The 15,437-nt window shown below is 38.8% G+C and carries 20 protein-coding genes; 18 read left to right on the top strand and 2 right to left on the bottom strand.

Annotated elements, in window-relative coordinates; genetic code table 11:
- Positions 1-310: 310 nt before the first annotated feature.
- From ACED20_RS18305 to ACED20_RS18285, 5 genes are all read left to right on the top strand, one after another.
- The gene (locus ACED20_RS18305) at positions 311-580 is read left to right on the top strand and encodes a CRISPR-associated protein Cas2 (protein ID WP_378106195.1); all 270 of its coding nucleotides are present in this window, start codon (positions 311-313) and stop codon (positions 578-580) included.
- Positions 581-586: 6 nt separating this feature from the next.
- A complete protein-coding gene (locus ACED20_RS18300; protein ID WP_378106193.1) occupies positions 587-1,585 on the top strand; it encodes a PIN domain-containing protein in 999 nt (332 codons plus the stop codon).
- A 323-nt stretch (positions 1,586-1,908) separates the two neighbouring features.
- Positions 1,909-2,319, top strand: a complete 411-nt coding sequence (locus ACED20_RS18295) for a helix-turn-helix transcriptional regulator (RefSeq protein WP_378106191.1) — start codon at positions 1,909-1,911, stop codon at positions 2,317-2,319.
- 138 nt (positions 2,320-2,457) lie between these two features.
- Positions 2,458-3,063 (top strand): hypothetical protein, encoded by a 606-nt coding sequence (locus ACED20_RS18290; RefSeq protein ID WP_294226776.1) that lies wholly within the window; start codon positions 2,458-2,460, stop codon positions 3,061-3,063.
- A 175-nt stretch (positions 3,064-3,238) separates the two neighbouring features.
- Positions 3,239-4,174 (top strand): Kelch repeat-containing protein, encoded by a 936-nt coding sequence (locus ACED20_RS18285; protein ID WP_378106189.1) that lies wholly within the window; start codon positions 3,239-3,241, stop codon positions 4,172-4,174.
- A 59-nt stretch (positions 4,175-4,233) separates the two neighbouring features.
- On the opposite strand, the gene ACED20_RS18280 is transcribed toward ACED20_RS18285, so the two are convergent.
- On the bottom strand, positions 4,234-4,452 hold the full coding sequence (locus tag ACED20_RS18280) for a helix-turn-helix domain-containing protein (protein ID WP_294266157.1): 219 nt from the start codon (positions 4,450-4,452) through the stop codon (positions 4,234-4,236).
- Positions 4,453-4,523: 71 nt separating this feature from the next.
- Here ACED20_RS18280 and ACED20_RS18275 point away from each other — a divergent pair, with 71 nt between their 5' ends.
- Complete coding sequence (locus ACED20_RS18275) at positions 4,524-4,727, top strand: SymE family type I addiction module toxin (protein ID WP_365989976.1); 204 nt, start codon at positions 4,524-4,526, stop codon at positions 4,725-4,727.
- A gap of 99 nt (positions 4,728-4,826) precedes the next feature.
- Here the strand turns inward: ACED20_RS18275 and ACED20_RS18270 are convergent, their stop codons facing one another.
- Positions 4,827-5,165 (bottom strand): winged helix-turn-helix transcriptional regulator, encoded by a 339-nt coding sequence (locus ACED20_RS18270; protein WP_378106186.1) that lies wholly within the window; start codon positions 5,163-5,165, stop codon positions 4,827-4,829.
- A gap of 110 nt (positions 5,166-5,275) precedes the next feature.
- Between ACED20_RS18270 and ACED20_RS18265 the strand changes: the two genes are divergently transcribed.
- The 12 genes from ACED20_RS18265 (at position 5,276) to ACED20_RS18210 (ending at position 15,429) form a co-directional block, all read left to right on the top strand.
- A complete protein-coding gene (locus ACED20_RS18265) occupies positions 5,276-5,659 on the top strand; it encodes a DoxX family protein (protein ID WP_378106184.1) in 384 nt (127 codons plus the stop codon).
- A gap of 348 nt (positions 5,660-6,007) precedes the next feature.
- Positions 6,008-6,334, top strand: coding sequence for a hypothetical protein (locus ACED20_RS18260; protein WP_378106182.1), 327 nt, complete (start codon positions 6,008-6,010; stop codon positions 6,332-6,334).
- Positions 6,309-7,016, top strand: a complete 708-nt coding sequence (locus tag ACED20_RS18255; protein WP_378106180.1) for a TauD/TfdA family dioxygenase — start codon at positions 6,309-6,311, stop codon at positions 7,014-7,016. The genes ACED20_RS18260 and ACED20_RS18255 overlap by 26 nt, the downstream gene beginning before the upstream one ends.
- Positions 7,017-7,089: 73 nt before the next feature.
- Positions 7,090-7,548 (top strand): hypothetical protein, encoded by a 459-nt coding sequence (locus tag ACED20_RS18250; RefSeq protein WP_378106178.1) that lies wholly within the window; start codon positions 7,090-7,092, stop codon positions 7,546-7,548.
- Positions 7,549-7,861: 313 nt separating this feature from the next.
- A complete protein-coding gene (locus ACED20_RS18245) occupies positions 7,862-8,518 on the top strand; it encodes a DUF2461 domain-containing protein (protein ID WP_294313308.1) in 657 nt (218 codons plus the stop codon).
- A gap of 86 nt (positions 8,519-8,604) precedes the next feature.
- A complete protein-coding gene (locus ACED20_RS18240; RefSeq protein ID WP_294266148.1) occupies positions 8,605-9,324 on the top strand; it encodes a hypothetical protein in 720 nt (239 codons plus the stop codon).
- A gap of 33 nt (positions 9,325-9,357) precedes the next feature.
- Positions 9,358-10,023 carry a hypothetical protein gene (locus tag ACED20_RS18235; RefSeq protein ID WP_294232235.1) on the top strand — a complete coding sequence of 222 codons (666 nt, stop codon included), beginning with the start codon at positions 9,358-9,360 and terminating at the stop codon, positions 10,021-10,023.
- Between the two features lie 160 nt (positions 10,024-10,183).
- Positions 10,184-11,278: a hypothetical protein gene (locus ACED20_RS18230; protein WP_294239573.1), complete on the top strand. Its 1,095-nt coding sequence runs from the start codon at positions 10,184-10,186 to the stop codon at positions 11,276-11,278.
- 357 nt (positions 11,279-11,635) lie between these two features.
- The gene (locus ACED20_RS18225; RefSeq protein WP_294239570.1) at positions 11,636-12,289 is read left to right on the top strand and encodes a suppressor of fused domain protein; all 654 of its coding nucleotides are present in this window, start codon (positions 11,636-11,638) and stop codon (positions 12,287-12,289) included.
- A 300-nt stretch (positions 12,290-12,589) separates the two neighbouring features.
- Positions 12,590-13,180, top strand: a complete 591-nt coding sequence (locus ACED20_RS18220; RefSeq protein WP_294226752.1) for a hypothetical protein — start codon at positions 12,590-12,592, stop codon at positions 13,178-13,180.
- Positions 13,181-13,302: 122 nt separating this feature from the next.
- The gene (locus ACED20_RS18215; RefSeq protein ID WP_345766541.1) at positions 13,303-14,649 is read left to right on the top strand and encodes a TPR end-of-group domain-containing protein; all 1,347 of its coding nucleotides are present in this window, start codon (positions 13,303-13,305) and stop codon (positions 14,647-14,649) included.
- Between the two features lie 75 nt (positions 14,650-14,724).
- A complete protein-coding gene (locus ACED20_RS18210) occupies positions 14,725-15,429 on the top strand; it encodes an SMI1/KNR4 family protein (protein ID WP_378106174.1) in 705 nt (234 codons plus the stop codon).
- Positions 15,430-15,437: the final 8 nt, after the last annotated feature.

Genomic DNA, 15,437 nt, shown 5'->3' with positions numbered 1-15,437 from the left:
GAAGTGAAAAAAGACGAACCAGCCATGCCAATGGGTGGCGGAATACTGGGAATGATGTAATGGCGTGTCGCTGAGAACATTTATATAATAACCGCTCTATTTATAGGGCGGTTTTTTTAAATTATAATGTAAAGCAAAAATGTTTAATTAATTATCTTTGAACTTAATAAAGTAAAAAAAATTATCTATCTATTTGATTATTAGTCTATTTTACAAAAATTTATTGCGTGCACATATAAGTTAAAGGACATTTTTGAGAACATAAAAAAATATCAAAGAAAAAAGTATCTTAGCAAAAAATAAAATAAAAATGAGTTGTTATATTATAACATATGATTTGAAAACTGGATCTAATTACAGTTCTCTACATACAGCAATACAATCTTACGGGACTTGGGCTAAAATAACTGAGTCTACTTGGGCTATTGTAACTGATGAAAAAGCTTCATCAGTACGAGACAAATTGCTCGCCGTGATCGAAAAAGAAAGCAGATTATTTGTGGTCAAATCAGCAGGAGAAGCCGCATGGTCAAAAGCTATGTGTACAAGTGAATGGCTCCAAAATAATCTTTCAAAATAATCTGATATGAAAAATAAATTTAAAGGTTATTACAAACCACTACCTGATGATTTAAAAAAGATTTGGGATAATGCCATTTTTATTTTCGACACGAATGTTCTCTTCGATTTTTACAGATATTCTAACGATACTGTCGAAATCTTATTTACAATCTTTGAAAAAATTAAAGATAATATTTGGATTCCCAATTGGGTCGGCTTAGAATATCATAGGGGTCTTGAAGATAGAATTAAAGAACAAGTAGAACATTATACTTCTTCTATAAAAGAATTAAAAAGTTTCTGTGACAGAATCAAAAAACAGCGGGAGCATCCTTTCCTCACACAAGATTTACAAGAAGAACTTGGTAAGTTTAATAAAATCTTTGAGACAGAATTAAATACACAAAAGAATAAATTAAGGAATTTAATTATTGAGAATCCGATTAAAGAAAAAATAGCATCAATCATTGGAGATAATATTGGAGATCCACTAACAATTGAAGAAGAATCTTTAATTATAGAAAATGGAGAGAAAAGACTTTCACAAAAAATTCCTCCAGGCTATATTGATTATAAAACTAAAGAAAAAAGACCTGGCTTAGACAAATATGGTGATTACATTCTTTGGTATCAAATTCTTAAGGAAGCAAAAATCAAAAAAAAGCCTTTTATATTTGTAACTTTTGATACTAAGGAAGATTGGTATAAACTTATCAGCTTCAATAATTCAAAAATAATTTTTGGAGCGAGACCAGAATTAGTCGAAGAATTTTTAGCAATAGAAGACCAATCCATTTTACTATATCCAACTCCAGAATTTATTGATGCAGCAGTTGAAAGATTGGATCTTCAAATAGATGATGAAAAACTCGAAAAAGTAAAGGCCGAAACAAGTGAACCTAATAGTTTAGAACCAGAATTGGGAGAAATACAAAACCAAAATGAGTCTTTAGAAAGCTTAAAGGTTGATATTGGATCTACAGAAGCATCATCGGAAACAGAAGGCTCTTTAGGAAATAGTTAAAAATGTCCTATAATAGCCTTTGTTCGCAATTACGAATTTTATGGAAAGTTCACGTTTCGTAAGAATTTTATCTTTAACAGAAAATAATTCATTCCGAAGTTCCTTCCCACTGGCGTGAGCGTCACGCTCGTGCCTCCATACGCATGAGCCTTTTACCACAACAGAAAAACTATTCTCGTCAAGCACGAGCGGGATTCTCACCCTAGCAAAAGAATGAAGATATTAACAAAAACAGCCAATTCTCCCAGAATAATTTACCCACCCGTTCTACTTCCAATCCGCAAAACTTTTACCTATATTTGTTTTTGTTAAAATACACAAATATGCAGGACAGGAAAATACATCAGGGCAGGAACATCAAGCGGTTCCGGGAAATGCTGGGCATCAAGCAGGAAGCGCTGGCTTTCGATCTGGGAGAAGACTGGAACCAGAAGAAGGTTTCTTTGTTGGAACAGAAACAAACCGTGGAACAGGATATTTTAGAAAAAATAGCGCAGCTTCTGAAAATTCCCGTGGAAGCCATTGAAAACATGGATGACGAACAGGCGGTCAATATTATTTCCAATACTTTTGACAATGGTTCCATACTTAATGGAATCAATTATAATCCTTCGTTCCATCCTATAGATAAAGTACTGCAACTTCACGAAGAAAAAATTGCCCTGTACGAAAGAATGCTGAAAGAGAAAGACGAAATGATGGCGAAGCTGGAGCTATACCTGCAGAAACCGTGATCCGGGGTTTTCTGGTGGTGCTTTCGGATATTCTTCTGTTCAGTTGTTCCAAAACCAATATGTTGGTGCAAACGTCACACCTCTGATTTTCAACAGAATATTTTTCAGTATCATTGAAGGTTAGCTAAATCAATATTTATGATCGATCCAGATTATGCTCAGCAGATTATCGAAAAAGAAATAAGCCCGGATTTTAAAATCTCCAGATATTTTGATACCGAAGATCTGGTGATCTATTTTTGGACGCACAAAGAATATGATCCCGATGACGAAAGAGGATGGATTATCGGGTCCGGACCAGTAGTGTACGATAAGAAGACAAAAGAGTATCGGGTAATGGGTTCCAGGGAATGGTTCAGTGAAGAAATTTGTAAGCTTTTCGAAACTGACGAAGGAAAAGAACGTATGAACGATCATGACTACCTGATGAGCCTGTTTGAAAACGGTGAAGAAAATCCGGACTATACCCATTCACTGATCGAAAAAATCAAAGCGAATATTCTTCGCAGGAAATATGTAAATTCTGAAGACGTAGATTATCTATCTATCCTTACCGGAGCCAGAAGAATTGATAAGGAGTTTGATTTAATTCGCAAACCGCAATGGAAATTTGAAGAACATATTGTTGTTGTATCAGATAACATTGTTGCCCGGGAAAAATTAATGAAGATCTGGAAAGAGATTGATTTTGACTGTAAGTTATTGTCTGAAAACGAACTGCTTTTATTTCGGATCAAGAACTAGTCTTTTAACGCCGGCGCAGGTTTCCAGACTAGTTCCCATACTTCAACGGACATCTTGTCCATATTCAGCAGAAATACTATTCTACGTAAAGCACGCGACAAACCCAACATCAGCAATTTACACTCCTTATTTTTTCCCTATCTTTAAAAATCAATTCAACAAAACCTTACCGCCATTGAAAAAAACAGCATTCCTCCTCTTCATTTCCGGCTTGTTCTTTACGAATGCGCAAACCCTGAATTTTAAGCATCTGTCGGATCTATCCGTTCGCAGAGGAGGGACTAGCAGTGCTGTTGCAGATGATAATATTTATGTGAGTAACGGGTATAGGGACAATGACGGCAATGCCACTTTTATCGAGAAATACAGCATTAAAAATAACCGCTGGAGTGTCGTCAATGCTAAGTTGCTTCCCAGAAGATTCGGTAATTCCGAGACGGATGGTCATGAAATCTATATTTTCAACGGCTGGGGAAACAGCCACCTTGAAATCCTGGACCTTGAAACCAATAAGGTCACAAAAGGAGCGGTGAACCGTGCTTATACGGGAAATGCAGGTTCTGCCCTCCACAACGGAAAAATATATGTGTTCGGCGGCAGCGGGCTGAATAATGCTGCCACCACTGTATTTTCCAACAGGTTCCAATACTATGACATTGCTTCCGATACCTGGCATCCCCTACCCGATATGCCCACAGCCAGGGAAACAAGGGGCAAGATTATAAAGGATAAGCTGTATATCATCGGTGGTTTCAACGGTACGCCTTCCCGGCTGGTCAATGTTTACGATCTCAACAAAAATCTCTGGACGGAGCAATATAAAATGCCTTTGGCAATATCGGGTCATTCATTGGCGGTATCCGGTCATAAGATTTTTATTGCAGGAGGAAGCAATAATCAGGCTTTCCTGGCCTATTTCGATACGGAGACCAATACACTGCACCAGTTATCCTCCAATATGATTCCCAGACGACATGCCGCTGCGGAAATCTATAACGATAAATTATACATCATCGGCGGAAGTACGACGTCTTCCAACAAATCGGCCCTTAACAGCCTTCAGGCTGCGGATATCAGCGAGAGAACACTTTCCGCTGAAGGTATCCGTTAATGGCTTCTTCCGGCATGAGTTTCCAGGCTCGTACTCATTTTGAAATTTGAAGCAAAACATCACCTCAGATCCACCAGCTCCGGTAAAGAAACCTCCAAAGCGTTGGCCAGTTCCAGCAATGTATAAAGCGTAGGATTTACTTTGCCGTTTTCCAGTTTTTCAATGGCCTGGCGGTCTTTGTTGCAGGCGCGGGCAAGATCAGACTGGCTCCAGCCTTTCTTTCCGCGAAGCATGATAATGCGTTTCCCTAATTCAATTTTCAGCTTGTCTCTGGTCATGAACCAAATGTCAGCTTATTCGCTGACAAATTTGTCATATAAAAGATTGACAATTTGAAAGTCTTCCCTATATTTGTCATACAATTATACGACAAACGATAAATTCCAGAACACTTAAAATCAACACCACCGATCAGAAAAGCAGTAACCGAATGATAACGGTCTCCGAAATACGGCTCAAAGGGAAATGGCTTGAAAAGCTCGGTTTTGAAAAAGGAAAAAACGTACACATCAAACAAAATAAAAACAAACTGACAATCACCGTTGCGAAATAACGCCATCTGAAAACTGCATTTGGTTTCCTGCAAGTGGCGCAAACCGTTATAATCCGGTCGTGAACCGACCGCAGAAAAACCAAACGACAACGTCTGAAACTATTTACCAATGACTTCCTGACGGTGCAACAGCCCCCAGAAATGCAGCTCGTCCAGCACCTTTTCAAGCGACAGACCGTGTGGCGTAATGGAATACTCAACTTTAGGCGGAAACGTATCATACACTTTCCTCCGGATCAGCTTGTTGGTTTCCAGGCTTTTCAATTCTTTGGACAGGGTTTTATCGGTAATTCCGCTGACTTCTTTAGAGATCTCCTTAAAGCGCTTCGGCTTTTCGGACAATGCAAACAGAATCAGGACTTTCCATCTTCCTTCAATCGCTTCCACAGCATCTTTGATGGACAGCATTGTTTTGGGGCAACCGGCTTTGGACAACATCGCTTTTATAGTTTATATACTTTCCGTTTGGATAGTGCTTTCCAAACAGGAAGTAATATCATTTGGAAAGCAAAGGTAATTAATTTTACAAAATCAAAGAAGATCAATTTATGACAACAGAACAAAAAACATCAAAACCATTAAACATCATCCTGTGGGTTGCCCAGGATCTTTTAGCGCTTACCTTTATCTGGGTGGGCTTTATGAAAATAGCGAACCCCGGAGATTTGCCGTTTCCCTGGATCAAAGAAAACCCCAGCCTTGTTCTCACCACAGGAATTTTTGATTTATTAGGCGGATTAGGAATTGTTTTGCCTACATTACTTCGTATTCAACCTAAACTCACTGTTCTTACGGCTTACGGAATTATTGCCTTAATGGTCGTTGCAAGCATTTTCCACATTTCAAGAGGTGAAGGAAAAAATATCGGTGTCAATATCTTTATCTTCCTGGTCGCTGCTTTCATTGCATGGGGCAGACGGAAAAAGCAATAATAACCGGTTAATAAGCAAATTGAAAAAGGCAATAGGCTCCTGGCTCAATGACGGATAAAGAGATTTAATGAACATTCTATTTCGCATCAAACCGAGATGTATAGATCGTTCCGTGCCCCTGGATCCGCTGTTGTATTTTCCTATTGGCGAGAGTTTCCAAGCTCTTGTCCTTCACTCCAAAACTAACCTCAGCATCTTTTACCGGCTCTATAAATTTTCAATCCGCAAGATTTCACCTGTATTTTAATATAAATGTAGATCTCCTTCATATCATTTTATTTTTCATTCCCCTTCTTACTTTAAGCTGATTTTTCTTAGTTTAGCTGCCTAAAAATTAATCTTCTTAAAATGAAAATCGAATTAAAACCGGAATTATCCATTGAACACGACGAATTTCCGAAAATGATTGAAGTCGATATCGATGAAAATTCATCCTCAATCGGGCAACTGATCGATAAAATCCATGAACAGACGAATATTCCCGCCAATGTAGAACTAAAGTGGGAAGATTTTATCGAAAAAATAGCCTGTACTTATTATGTCATTGAAAAAGGCGAATATGATGACTACCTTATTATCACCGATATGGAAGAAAAAATTAGTAATTTTCCTAAGCATGGGCAGGACGGAGCAATGATTATCGTAATCGATGGAAGAACCAGGCTTGTTAATTAGTTATCAGTGGGGAGAACATCCCAATGAGGCTACCATCAAAGAAGACCTGCAGCAGGGATATCCGCTGGTTATAAAAAATTTCCCTCTGTCCGACGAAGAACTGCAATTATTCATCAGCCGGTTGGGAACCGCGTTAAACGAAAGACGGAATAAAAACGGAAAATCGGTTTTTGACGTAACCATTGTCCGCCATAATAATTTTTTCACCTCTATTGCCAATTCCAATTTAGCCTTTCCACTACATACTGATTGTGCCGATTTCGATACCATTCCCAATACGATAGGCCTATTGTGCGTGGAGCCGGATGAAAAAGGTCAGGGTACCAATACCTTTATGCTGTTGAGCAGCCTTTTGAAGCACCTTACCGAAGACGAAAAGCTGAAAATGCTGGGTAAAAAATGGAAATTCGGAAGCCAGCAGAAAAGTATTTTATCGTTTGAAGACGGAAACTATGCCCTCTGCTACGACCGGATTACGATGGAATCTTTTTCCAGACTTGAGGCAATAGAAATTGATGAATTAAATAAACTCGATAAGCTCTTCAAAAGCCTTTCCTTCGAAATTAAGCTGGAAAAGGGTGACCTGATCTTATTCAGAAACGATTTAATGCTGCACGGACGGGATAAAATCCATACCGATTCAAAAAGATGGATTAAGAGAATCAGGTTTGATACGAAATAGTGAAAGCTTCTTGCTAATGCAACTTACCGAAACCTTTTAAATCTTAAACCCGAACTTCAACCTCAATTAAAACATGAACCGTAACCAAAAGAAATTTGAAGAAATCAAAAAGGTCCTTATTGAAAAATTAGGAGATAGGGTTGAGTATTCAAAAGACGAAGACGGAACCGAATCTTTGGCCCTTAAAAATTCAGAATTCTGGGTTTCAACGACTTTTGGGGAATTGGTAGTGGGCTACGGTTCCCATCACACGCATTTCAGTGAAGAATTCGGAAATTTAGAAGACGGAATCGTCCAGGCTTTCGATTTATTGACCAACAGAATCAGAACAGCCAACTACCTAAAAGGAAATACAGTATTTAAGACAACGGTAGAAATTGAATATCCCGATGCTACACTTGTCGACATCGGAAGTTCAGGCCTGATCTTTTTCCCCTTCTGGAAAAAAACAAAGTATGAGATAAGGTATGATGAAAAGATTTTAGAAAAGAAAGAAATTGAAGATCAGGTAAATTCAATTTTAGAAATTTGAACTAATGAATATCACATCAATAGAAAAAAATGGCATTGTCATCCTGAGCCTGTCGAAGGAAGCCCATTTACCCTGTAATGCCTAATGATCCGGCTTTAGTGGAAACTTACCCTAATTTTAGCTGAAACCTATTGGTAAACCGTTTTAATCTCATTGGATTAAAGTCCGACGCTGTTGTGAGTATATACTGCAATAGAAACCTGACGGGTTTATTGGAAGTTAGAACACCCGTCTTTCAGTGCTCGCCATCTGATCTGATTTCATGGATAGTAATTTGTTCGTAAAATATTTAATTTTGTTAAAAATCATCAAGATGAAAAAAGCCTTTGAATTCCTCAAACAGCTCGAAAGAAACAACACCCGCCAATGGTTTGCCGCCCACAAAACGGAATATGATGCAGTAGTAAAAGAAAACAAAGTGCTTTTCGATCAGATTTATGCTGAACTTCAACAGCATGATCGGGTAAACGGCATCCATATATACCGGATTTACCGGGATGTCCGTTTTTCCAAGGACCAGACACCGTACAAAACCCATTTCGGAGCCGGGTATTCCCGCCTGAAACCGATGCTGAGAGGAGGCTATTACATCCATCTGGAATCCGGCAACAGCTTTGTGGGCGGTGGATTCTGGGGACCGGATGCCAAAGACCTGCTCCGCATCCGTAAAGAATTTGAAATCAGCACCGCGGAAATTGATAAGATCAGTTCAGACCAGACTTTTATCAACTATTTTCAAGAAATAAAAGGCGACGCCGTGAAAACAGCACCCAGAGGTTTCGATAAGAACCATCCCGCCATTAATCTCATCCGGAAAAAGCAGTACGTGGTCATGCGGCCATTTACCGACCAGGAAGTTTTTTCGGATGATTTTGCGAAAGAAGCAGTCCTCACCTTTCTTGCCATGCGCCCTTTCTTTGATTATATGAGCGAAGTGCTGACGACGGATCTGAACGGACAGCCTCTATGATGGCTGTAAGTGTTATTTGGAATGTATTTTGGCAGAAAACCATGATATTTTATTTATTTTTACCTTTTTAAACATCAGTTAAAATCATGAAAACCATTCTTTCAGTTGCTTTACTATTAATGGCTTCTGTTTTTCATTCTCAAACAAAAGACATTGCAGGAATATATGGTGAAGGACTTCTCAACAGACTCAACCCGGCAGCAAGTTATATTGAATTGAAACCGGACTCCACTTTCATCTACAACTATTATGGAAAAATATATGAGGGCCATTGGAAGCTTTCCGGAAACAAGGTTCTGCTAAATCCCGACCTCAGGAAAGAATTTGCCAAAGTAAAAATGAAAGAATCCAGAAACAATTCGGATTCCATTACCATTAAGATCAGCTACATTCCGAAAAAGGATGATTCCGGAAATACGGTAAGCAACGGCTTCAAAATGGCAACCGTTTATTTTGATAAAAAAGCAAATTATATCAATATCCTGAAGTCGCCTTATGTAAAAAGCAGCGGCAGGGCTCCGTATATAGATAGGCAAAATATCCTTAATAAGGAAAATTCCGTAAGTGTTTCCAAAAAAGATTTTTCACAGCTCGGTTTCAGGACCCACAATCTCAGCAACTACCTTATTTTCAATAAGGCTAATAATGATTCCAATGTCTTCGAGTTTGAAATCGAAGATATCGCCGCATATGAAGACAACATCCGGGACGAATTTTTTATTCTCGATGGAAAATCATTGTATTATCCCAATAAGAAAGGGAAAATCGATGTGATGCAGTTGCCTTTGATGAAAAAGAAAATGTAACCGTATGCCCTTACGCATCCCTCTGAAACACCCATGAAAATAAAATTTCTTATCCTATCATTTCTGATTGCAGCAAAATTATCCGGATGCAAATGCGAGAACATGAGCATTCAGGAATCCTTTAAACATGCAGATTTTGTGTTTACCGGAAAAGTGAATGATATTGTTCAGATTCCTTCGGGGTTCAAGACCTCACATGATTACCTCAGCAAAATACAGATCGGGAAAATTTACAAGTCGGAGGCTTACGGAGAATTTTACAAAAGAGAGGCTGTCCTTTTTTCATCCCCGCTCAGGTCATGCGATCTGTTTTATGAAAAAAATATCGAATATCTGATTTTCGGTTATATTGAACCCGATACCGGCCTACTCTACTCTGAATTCTGCACCTATACCAGACCTCTGAAAAACGTTACGAAAGACGAACTGAAAATTTTACAGGATTTGGAGAAAGAATATCTGATTCAGGATGAATATGCCGTTGTAAAGCCTTTTATAGAAGACTTTGAATTGGAAACAAACAAGCCGGATATTTATATTAAAAAACTAAAACGAAAAGCCGACCTGGCTGAGTCCAGATACGAAGACCTGAAAACAGAAAATAGAAACTTAACGATTATTCTGTGCATTCTGCTCGGAATTTTAGTACTGGGAATTTCTTTTATGTTCGGGAAAAGAAAATTTAGAACAAAATATTGATGCTTTCTTTCACTGGCGCAAATATCTCGTTTATTCAACATTAAATGGAAAGATAGACAAAATTAGTCCATGATTATTTCACAATATCTTTCTTCATAAAACCCCTATTTTATTACATTTGCAGGTAAAATCAAACTGATCAACCATTTTCAGATCATCAATGGACAAAAATTTCAAAAATTACGAAGAAACAATTCCCAGAAAGCACCGGATCAGCTTTTCGCCAAAATACAAAGAAGAATTTAAGACATCGGTTAATGAGATCATTTTTATTGCAGTTGCGGAAAAAGCATTTGAAAAACTTGGGTGGGACGTCGTTTATAAAGACGACTTTACTATCGAAGCAAAACGCAAGGAAGCCGGCTGGATGAATGAACGCTGGACGGAAATCGTTACCGCAACATACAAAGAAGGCAACATTGCTGTAAAAAGCGAATCTTTGGGGAACGAGATCTGGGATGCCGGCAAAAACTCGAAAAGAGTAAAGTTATTTATCTACGCGTACCAGGAAACTTTAAAAACGTTCGATCAGGAAGCACTGCAGGAATTGGAAAAAGAGGCGGAAAGAAAGAACAACTGGGACGACTACATCATTCCGGATACTCTGCCAAAACCAGCTCAGACAAAAACTCCCGATCTTACGATTCCCTTAATCGGCGGTTTATTCGTTTCACTTATTCTGGGATTTACCCTAGCATATCTTTCCGTAAAAGGAGTGTACCTCATCATCTTGTTTGAATTTCTTGTAGCAACCGCAATTGGGTTTGCCATGAAATATTTAATAAAATTTTCAAATTATACCGATTTTAGAAAGCTTCAGTACGTATTAGCCGCAATGATCATACTGATTTATGCCTCGAGCCAGTATTTTCAGTATGAAATAATTCTTCGTGAGAACAATCTGGAAAGAATCGGATTTCTGAGCTTTTTAAAGATTCGGTTTTCTCAGGGGTTTACGGTAAATAAAGTCAATCTGGGCTGGATCGGCTGGATCATCAGCTGGATTATTCAGTTGGGATTAACCGGCCTTTTCACTTATCTTAAAATAATAATGGTGCTTACGAAATATGTCCTTGAAAGAATACCTGCCGAAGTCGTGGATTTTGCCTGTTACCATGCGTTTAAAAATAAATCGGAGGAGGAAATAAGAAAAGAACTTGCCGGAAAAGGATGGTCCGATAAAAAAGATCAGGATGAGGTTTTCGAAGCCATCGGAGGACTTTACAGCGCCACCGAACTCAATAGAATGAAGTAAAAATATACGATCGGTAAAGATTAATCCTGAACCAGGCAATGATTCCTTTCCATTTTACGGCATGATAAAATACAGCCGCTCGAATATGAGCGGTTTATCATTAATAAAGTTGATATTTAAAGTGTGTTTAATGTAAGTATAACATTCAAATATCAATAGAAATGGGCTTTAGCCCATTTACCCTATGCCGGATAATGAGTGGCTTTAGCCGAAACCTACAGTACATTTCGGCTAAAGCCAATTTGAAATTATGATTTACACATCGGGCTAAAGCCCGACGCAATTGATGAAATTGATAAATTAAATACCAGGTAACTCCAAATTTTCTGTATCTTAATTCTTCAAAAATCCACACCAATGAACACCGAAGAATACAGAAAACAATTTACCGAAGACGATGCCGTCGGCTGGGAATGCATTGATCAGGAACTGGAAAAGATTTACCCGGATCAGGAACCGCTCCATTTTGCACCACCACTCCATTATGTGACAGGCGGTAACGACCCGCTGGATGGCATCAGTGTCTATAAAAGCGAAAAGCAGGAAAAACATTTCCACTTTGTAACCTACGGATTTTCCGAACTCTATTACAATGAAAAAAGTGTAGGTGGGGAATTCAGTAAATTTGGGTTTGAGCTGACTTTCCGGCTGAAGATGGAAAAGGAAGACGACAACATCCATTGGGTATGCAATCTTCTTCAGAATCTGGCGCGGTACGTTTTCCAGTCCGGGAAATGGTTTGAAGAATACCACCTGATTCCCGCCAACGGCCCGATCCGGATCGGGTATAACACCGACATCACTGCATTGTCCTTTACCCTTGATCCCGAACTCGGAAAAATAGATACGCCACACGGGGAAGTTTCCTTCTTACAGCTCGTAGGCCTTACCACCAATGAATTTAAACAGCTGGAACAGAATCCGGCTCCCACCGAAACGGAAAAGGTAATCGAAAAGCTACGGAAGGACAATGCATTACTGATCACCGATCTGGATAGGAAATCATTTTAAGAGTTTGTTTAAATTTAAATTCAGAGAATTTCCATCATCTCTTTTCCTCTTAATTTTCTGAATTTAAACAAACTTTGTTTATTCTTAACTTTTTCACCACGCAATCTTTTTGCTTGAATTTCAATTTCAATAAATTAAATAAATAAAACTACAGCCAATAAGTTGGTTTTTAAAACTAAAAATACCTTAATTTCTTAATGTTAAAAACATGCTCTAAAACAAAATCAACTATAATCTAAATCTGCATGCCGTATTTCCGAAGCCTTTTCCTATTTTTAGAGTTTTAAAAACGAATCGACAATGAAGAATTTAGAGGCGAAAATGGATCAAGCCTTCCAGGAAAACATTCTATTTCCGAGGGAACAGACCGTCATCGATTTTTTGGTATCCGTGTTAAACAATCCAGAAAAATTCAGGGAAGACGGCCTGAAGATCGAGGTTATCGGCCTGTATTATTACGCAGCCAGCCCTTTAAGCTTCCTTTTCGCCATGCCGAATTACGCCTATTATGCACCAGACAAAACCGTACATATCGCAGAACTTCATCTGAAAGAGCATGGATTCGCAGAGTACACTTACCTGGATCTGCAGGAGCTTTGCAAAAAAGTATTGGACGAAAATGATTTTTCATACGACTCCCGCACGGACAGAAACGGCCTTCCCGACCTTTCCAACTACTGGGAAAACCAGTCCGGACTGGAGCATGAATTCCTGAGGCAGTGCTGGAAAAAAGCGAAAGAGCAGACCCGTTCAAAAATCCTGGGCTTCCTGGAAGCTTCGGACTCAAGCAGCCTGGTCTATGATCTGGACAACGGATTCTATCTTCCTTTCGAGGTCGATCTCGATGAGTATCTGCAATCGCAGGGTTTCCGATTTGAAAAGGAAAGCTAAAACCTTAGTTAAACTTCATTTACTTTTCACTTAAAACTATGATTCATTCTTCATCACATAGAATTCAGGTAAACTTCACCAAGCGATTACCGTAATTTTTTTTAAATAAAACTTAAAAACCAATGGGACTATTCGATTTTTTCAAAAAGAAAAAACAGGAAAATACAGGCATCGAAAATTCAAAATTCATCTCGGTAGAGTTTCAGAACCAAATCTGCGCGCTGGTCTTATGGAAGCTGAAAGAAAATGACATGAATCCGAATATTGCGGTTTATGAAATGAAAAAGGCAGGGTTGAATGATGAGCAGATAAACGTTATCCTTGAAAAAGTAAAGGAAATTTCCGGTGAGAAACTGAAGACCTCATCTCCCCAGGATCAGGGAATAGATAAAAATCTTTTCAACAGCGAAGCCTATCGGACAAAAATCCTGGATCATGCACAGCAGTTATATTTTCAGAACAATCACCGGTATGAGGTGGTTCGGCATGAACTGTTCAAAGAAGGGCTGAGCAGAAAGCAGTCGGAAGAAATCATCGTGGCATTACAGGAAAAAAACACACAAATGGTCAATGATTTTCAGGCGGATCTGGACAGCGGATTTATTTCAGAAATAAAAATTACGCCCAATCCTGAGCACACAAAAGGAAATACGGACCAGGACCAGATCGACCGTTATATCGGATATGGGGCGTACCAGATGGACAGAGGCGATCTTGACAATGCACTGGAGCTCTTCGACAAAGCTATAGAACTGGATGAAAATGCAACGCTAGCCTATGCCAATAAAGGAAAACTTTACGGGCTGAAGAATGACACCGAAAAGGCATTATTCTTTACCAATAAAGCGCTGGAACTAGAGCCTGCACATCCACAGATTCTGGAAAATAAGGTAGACTTTGTGTTCGAACTCTTTCAGGAAGGTAAAATCGATGAACATAAATTTATACTGAATATAAAAGATGTCCTGGCAAATGATCCCCAGAATCGCAATGCGCTGATATTTATTATTCAGTTTTATCAGAACGAAAACCGTATCGAGGATGCCGTAAGGTCTGTAAGGGAACTGTTTAAAAAATATTATTCAGAACACGTCACCATTCAGCTCATGGTAGATACCATGTATATGCTCCCTGAAGAAGAGGCGCTGAAGCAGTTTGACATCATAGAAAATGAATCGGGTGAGGAAGCAAAGTATCAGCTTAAGTACAACAAAGGCCTTTATTTAAAAGGAATCGGGAAATATGACGAAGCCATACAGCTGTATGGCCAACTCAATACAGTACAGCCGTTCTCCTGGAACTATTACCAGATGGCCATCATGAAAAACAGCCAGGGAAAAACAGCCGAATGTATCGAATTATTAAAGACAACTTTTGAGCTGGAACCTGCCCTGAAAGAAGATGCCCGCAGCTTCCCGGAGCTACAGAATCTTTTTAACGATCCTGAATTTATACAACTTACAAAATAATTCTTTTCACCGGGCTACGTAAAAAGATATTTTAAAACTCACCAGAAAAGAATTCCGTACATTTAAAATAAAAAAATGAATCCTATCGCAGAACAGTATATTGCCGGACTGAAAAAAGCGTATTACGAAAACCAGGGAAAAGAGAGCTGGGAATATTTTGAAAAGATAAAACATGGCATTGCCGAAGAAAACATTCAAAAGTTGAAAGAGCTTTATCCTGAAATTCCGGATGCACTGATCGATCTTCTGAAATATGTGGACGNGATAAAACATGGCATTGCCGAAGAAAACATTCAAAAGTTGAAAGAGCTTTATCCTGAAATTCCGGATGCACTGATCGATCTTCTGAAATATGTGGACGGTACCTACTGGAAGGAATATGAGGGAGAGAAAATAGCATTCTACTTTCTTGGTTCCGATATGGAAGAATATCCTTATTACCTGCTGTCTTCCGGTGAAATTATTGAAAATCATGATCTGGCATTCAGATATTACGCCGATTATATCGAAGGAAAATATGAAGGAGTAGACATTGATGAAAAAATTACGGGTACTGCAAAGAGCCTGAATTGGCTTCATTTTTCAGACTGTATGAACAACGGCGGAACCTCTCAGCTGTTCATCGATTTCAGTCCGTCGGAAAAAGGAACAAAAGGCCAGATTGTCCGGTTTGTCCACGACCCGGATGAATTTACGGTCATCGCCGATAGTTTTGAAGAATACCTGAAAATGCTGATGGCCAACGGATATAACTTTATCAATGAAGAATTTATGGAATAAACAACAAA

The sequence above is a fragment of the Chryseobacterium sp. sg2396 genome, assembly GCF_042610505.1.
In the GTDB taxonomy this organism is placed as follows: domain Bacteria; phylum Bacteroidota; class Bacteroidia; order Flavobacteriales; family Weeksellaceae; genus Chryseobacterium.
The sequence above is the reverse complement of the archived record's forward strand: the minus strand, read 5'-3'. Positions and strand labels throughout refer to the sequence as shown.

Excerpts from the sequence above, each read along its gene's own strand:
- ACED20_RS18305 (WP_378106195.1), top strand. The coding sequence starts at position 311 with ATGAGTTGTTATATTATAACATATGATTTGAAAACTGGATCTAATTAC.
- ACED20_RS18300 (WP_378106193.1), top strand. The coding sequence starts at position 587 with ATGAAAAATAAATTTAAAGGTTATTACAAACCACTACCTGATGATTTA.
- ACED20_RS18295 (WP_378106191.1), top strand. The coding sequence starts at position 1,909 with ATGCAGGACAGGAAAATACATCAGGGCAGGAACATCAAGCGGTTCCGG.
- ACED20_RS18290 (WP_294226776.1), top strand. The coding sequence starts at position 2,458 with ATGATCGATCCAGATTATGCTCAGCAGATTATCGAAAAAGAAATAAGC.
- ACED20_RS18280 (WP_294266157.1), bottom strand. The coding sequence starts at position 4,452 with ATGACCAGAGACAAGCTGAAAATTGAATTAGGGAAACGCATTATCATG.
- ACED20_RS18270 (WP_378106186.1), bottom strand. The coding sequence starts at position 5,165 with ATGTTGTCCAAAGCCGGTTGCCCCAAAACAATGCTGTCCATCAAAGAT.
- ACED20_RS18265 (WP_378106184.1), top strand. The coding sequence starts at position 5,276 with ATGACAACAGAACAAAAAACATCAAAACCATTAAACATCATCCTGTGG.
- ACED20_RS18260 (WP_378106182.1), top strand. The coding sequence starts at position 6,008 with ATGAAAATCGAATTAAAACCGGAATTATCCATTGAACACGACGAATTT.
- ACED20_RS18255 (WP_378106180.1), top strand. The coding sequence starts at position 6,309 with ATGGAAGAACCAGGCTTGTTAATTAGTTATCAGTGGGGAGAACATCCC.
- ACED20_RS18250 (WP_378106178.1), top strand. The coding sequence starts at position 7,090 with ATGAACCGTAACCAAAAGAAATTTGAAGAAATCAAAAAGGTCCTTATT.
- ACED20_RS18245 (WP_294313308.1), top strand. The coding sequence starts at position 7,862 with ATGAAAAAAGCCTTTGAATTCCTCAAACAGCTCGAAAGAAACAACACC.
- ACED20_RS18240 (WP_294266148.1), top strand. The coding sequence starts at position 8,605 with ATGAAAACCATTCTTTCAGTTGCTTTACTATTAATGGCTTCTGTTTTT.
- ACED20_RS18235 (WP_294232235.1), top strand. The coding sequence starts at position 9,358 with ATGAAAATAAAATTTCTTATCCTATCATTTCTGATTGCAGCAAAATTA.
- ACED20_RS18230 (WP_294239573.1), top strand. The coding sequence starts at position 10,184 with ATGGACAAAAATTTCAAAAATTACGAAGAAACAATTCCCAGAAAGCAC.
- ACED20_RS18225 (WP_294239570.1), top strand. The coding sequence starts at position 11,636 with ATGAACACCGAAGAATACAGAAAACAATTTACCGAAGACGATGCCGTC.
- ACED20_RS18220 (WP_294226752.1), top strand. The coding sequence starts at position 12,590 with ATGAAGAATTTAGAGGCGAAAATGGATCAAGCCTTCCAGGAAAACATT.
- ACED20_RS18215 (WP_345766541.1), top strand. The coding sequence starts at position 13,303 with ATGGGACTATTCGATTTTTTCAAAAAGAAAAAACAGGAAAATACAGGC.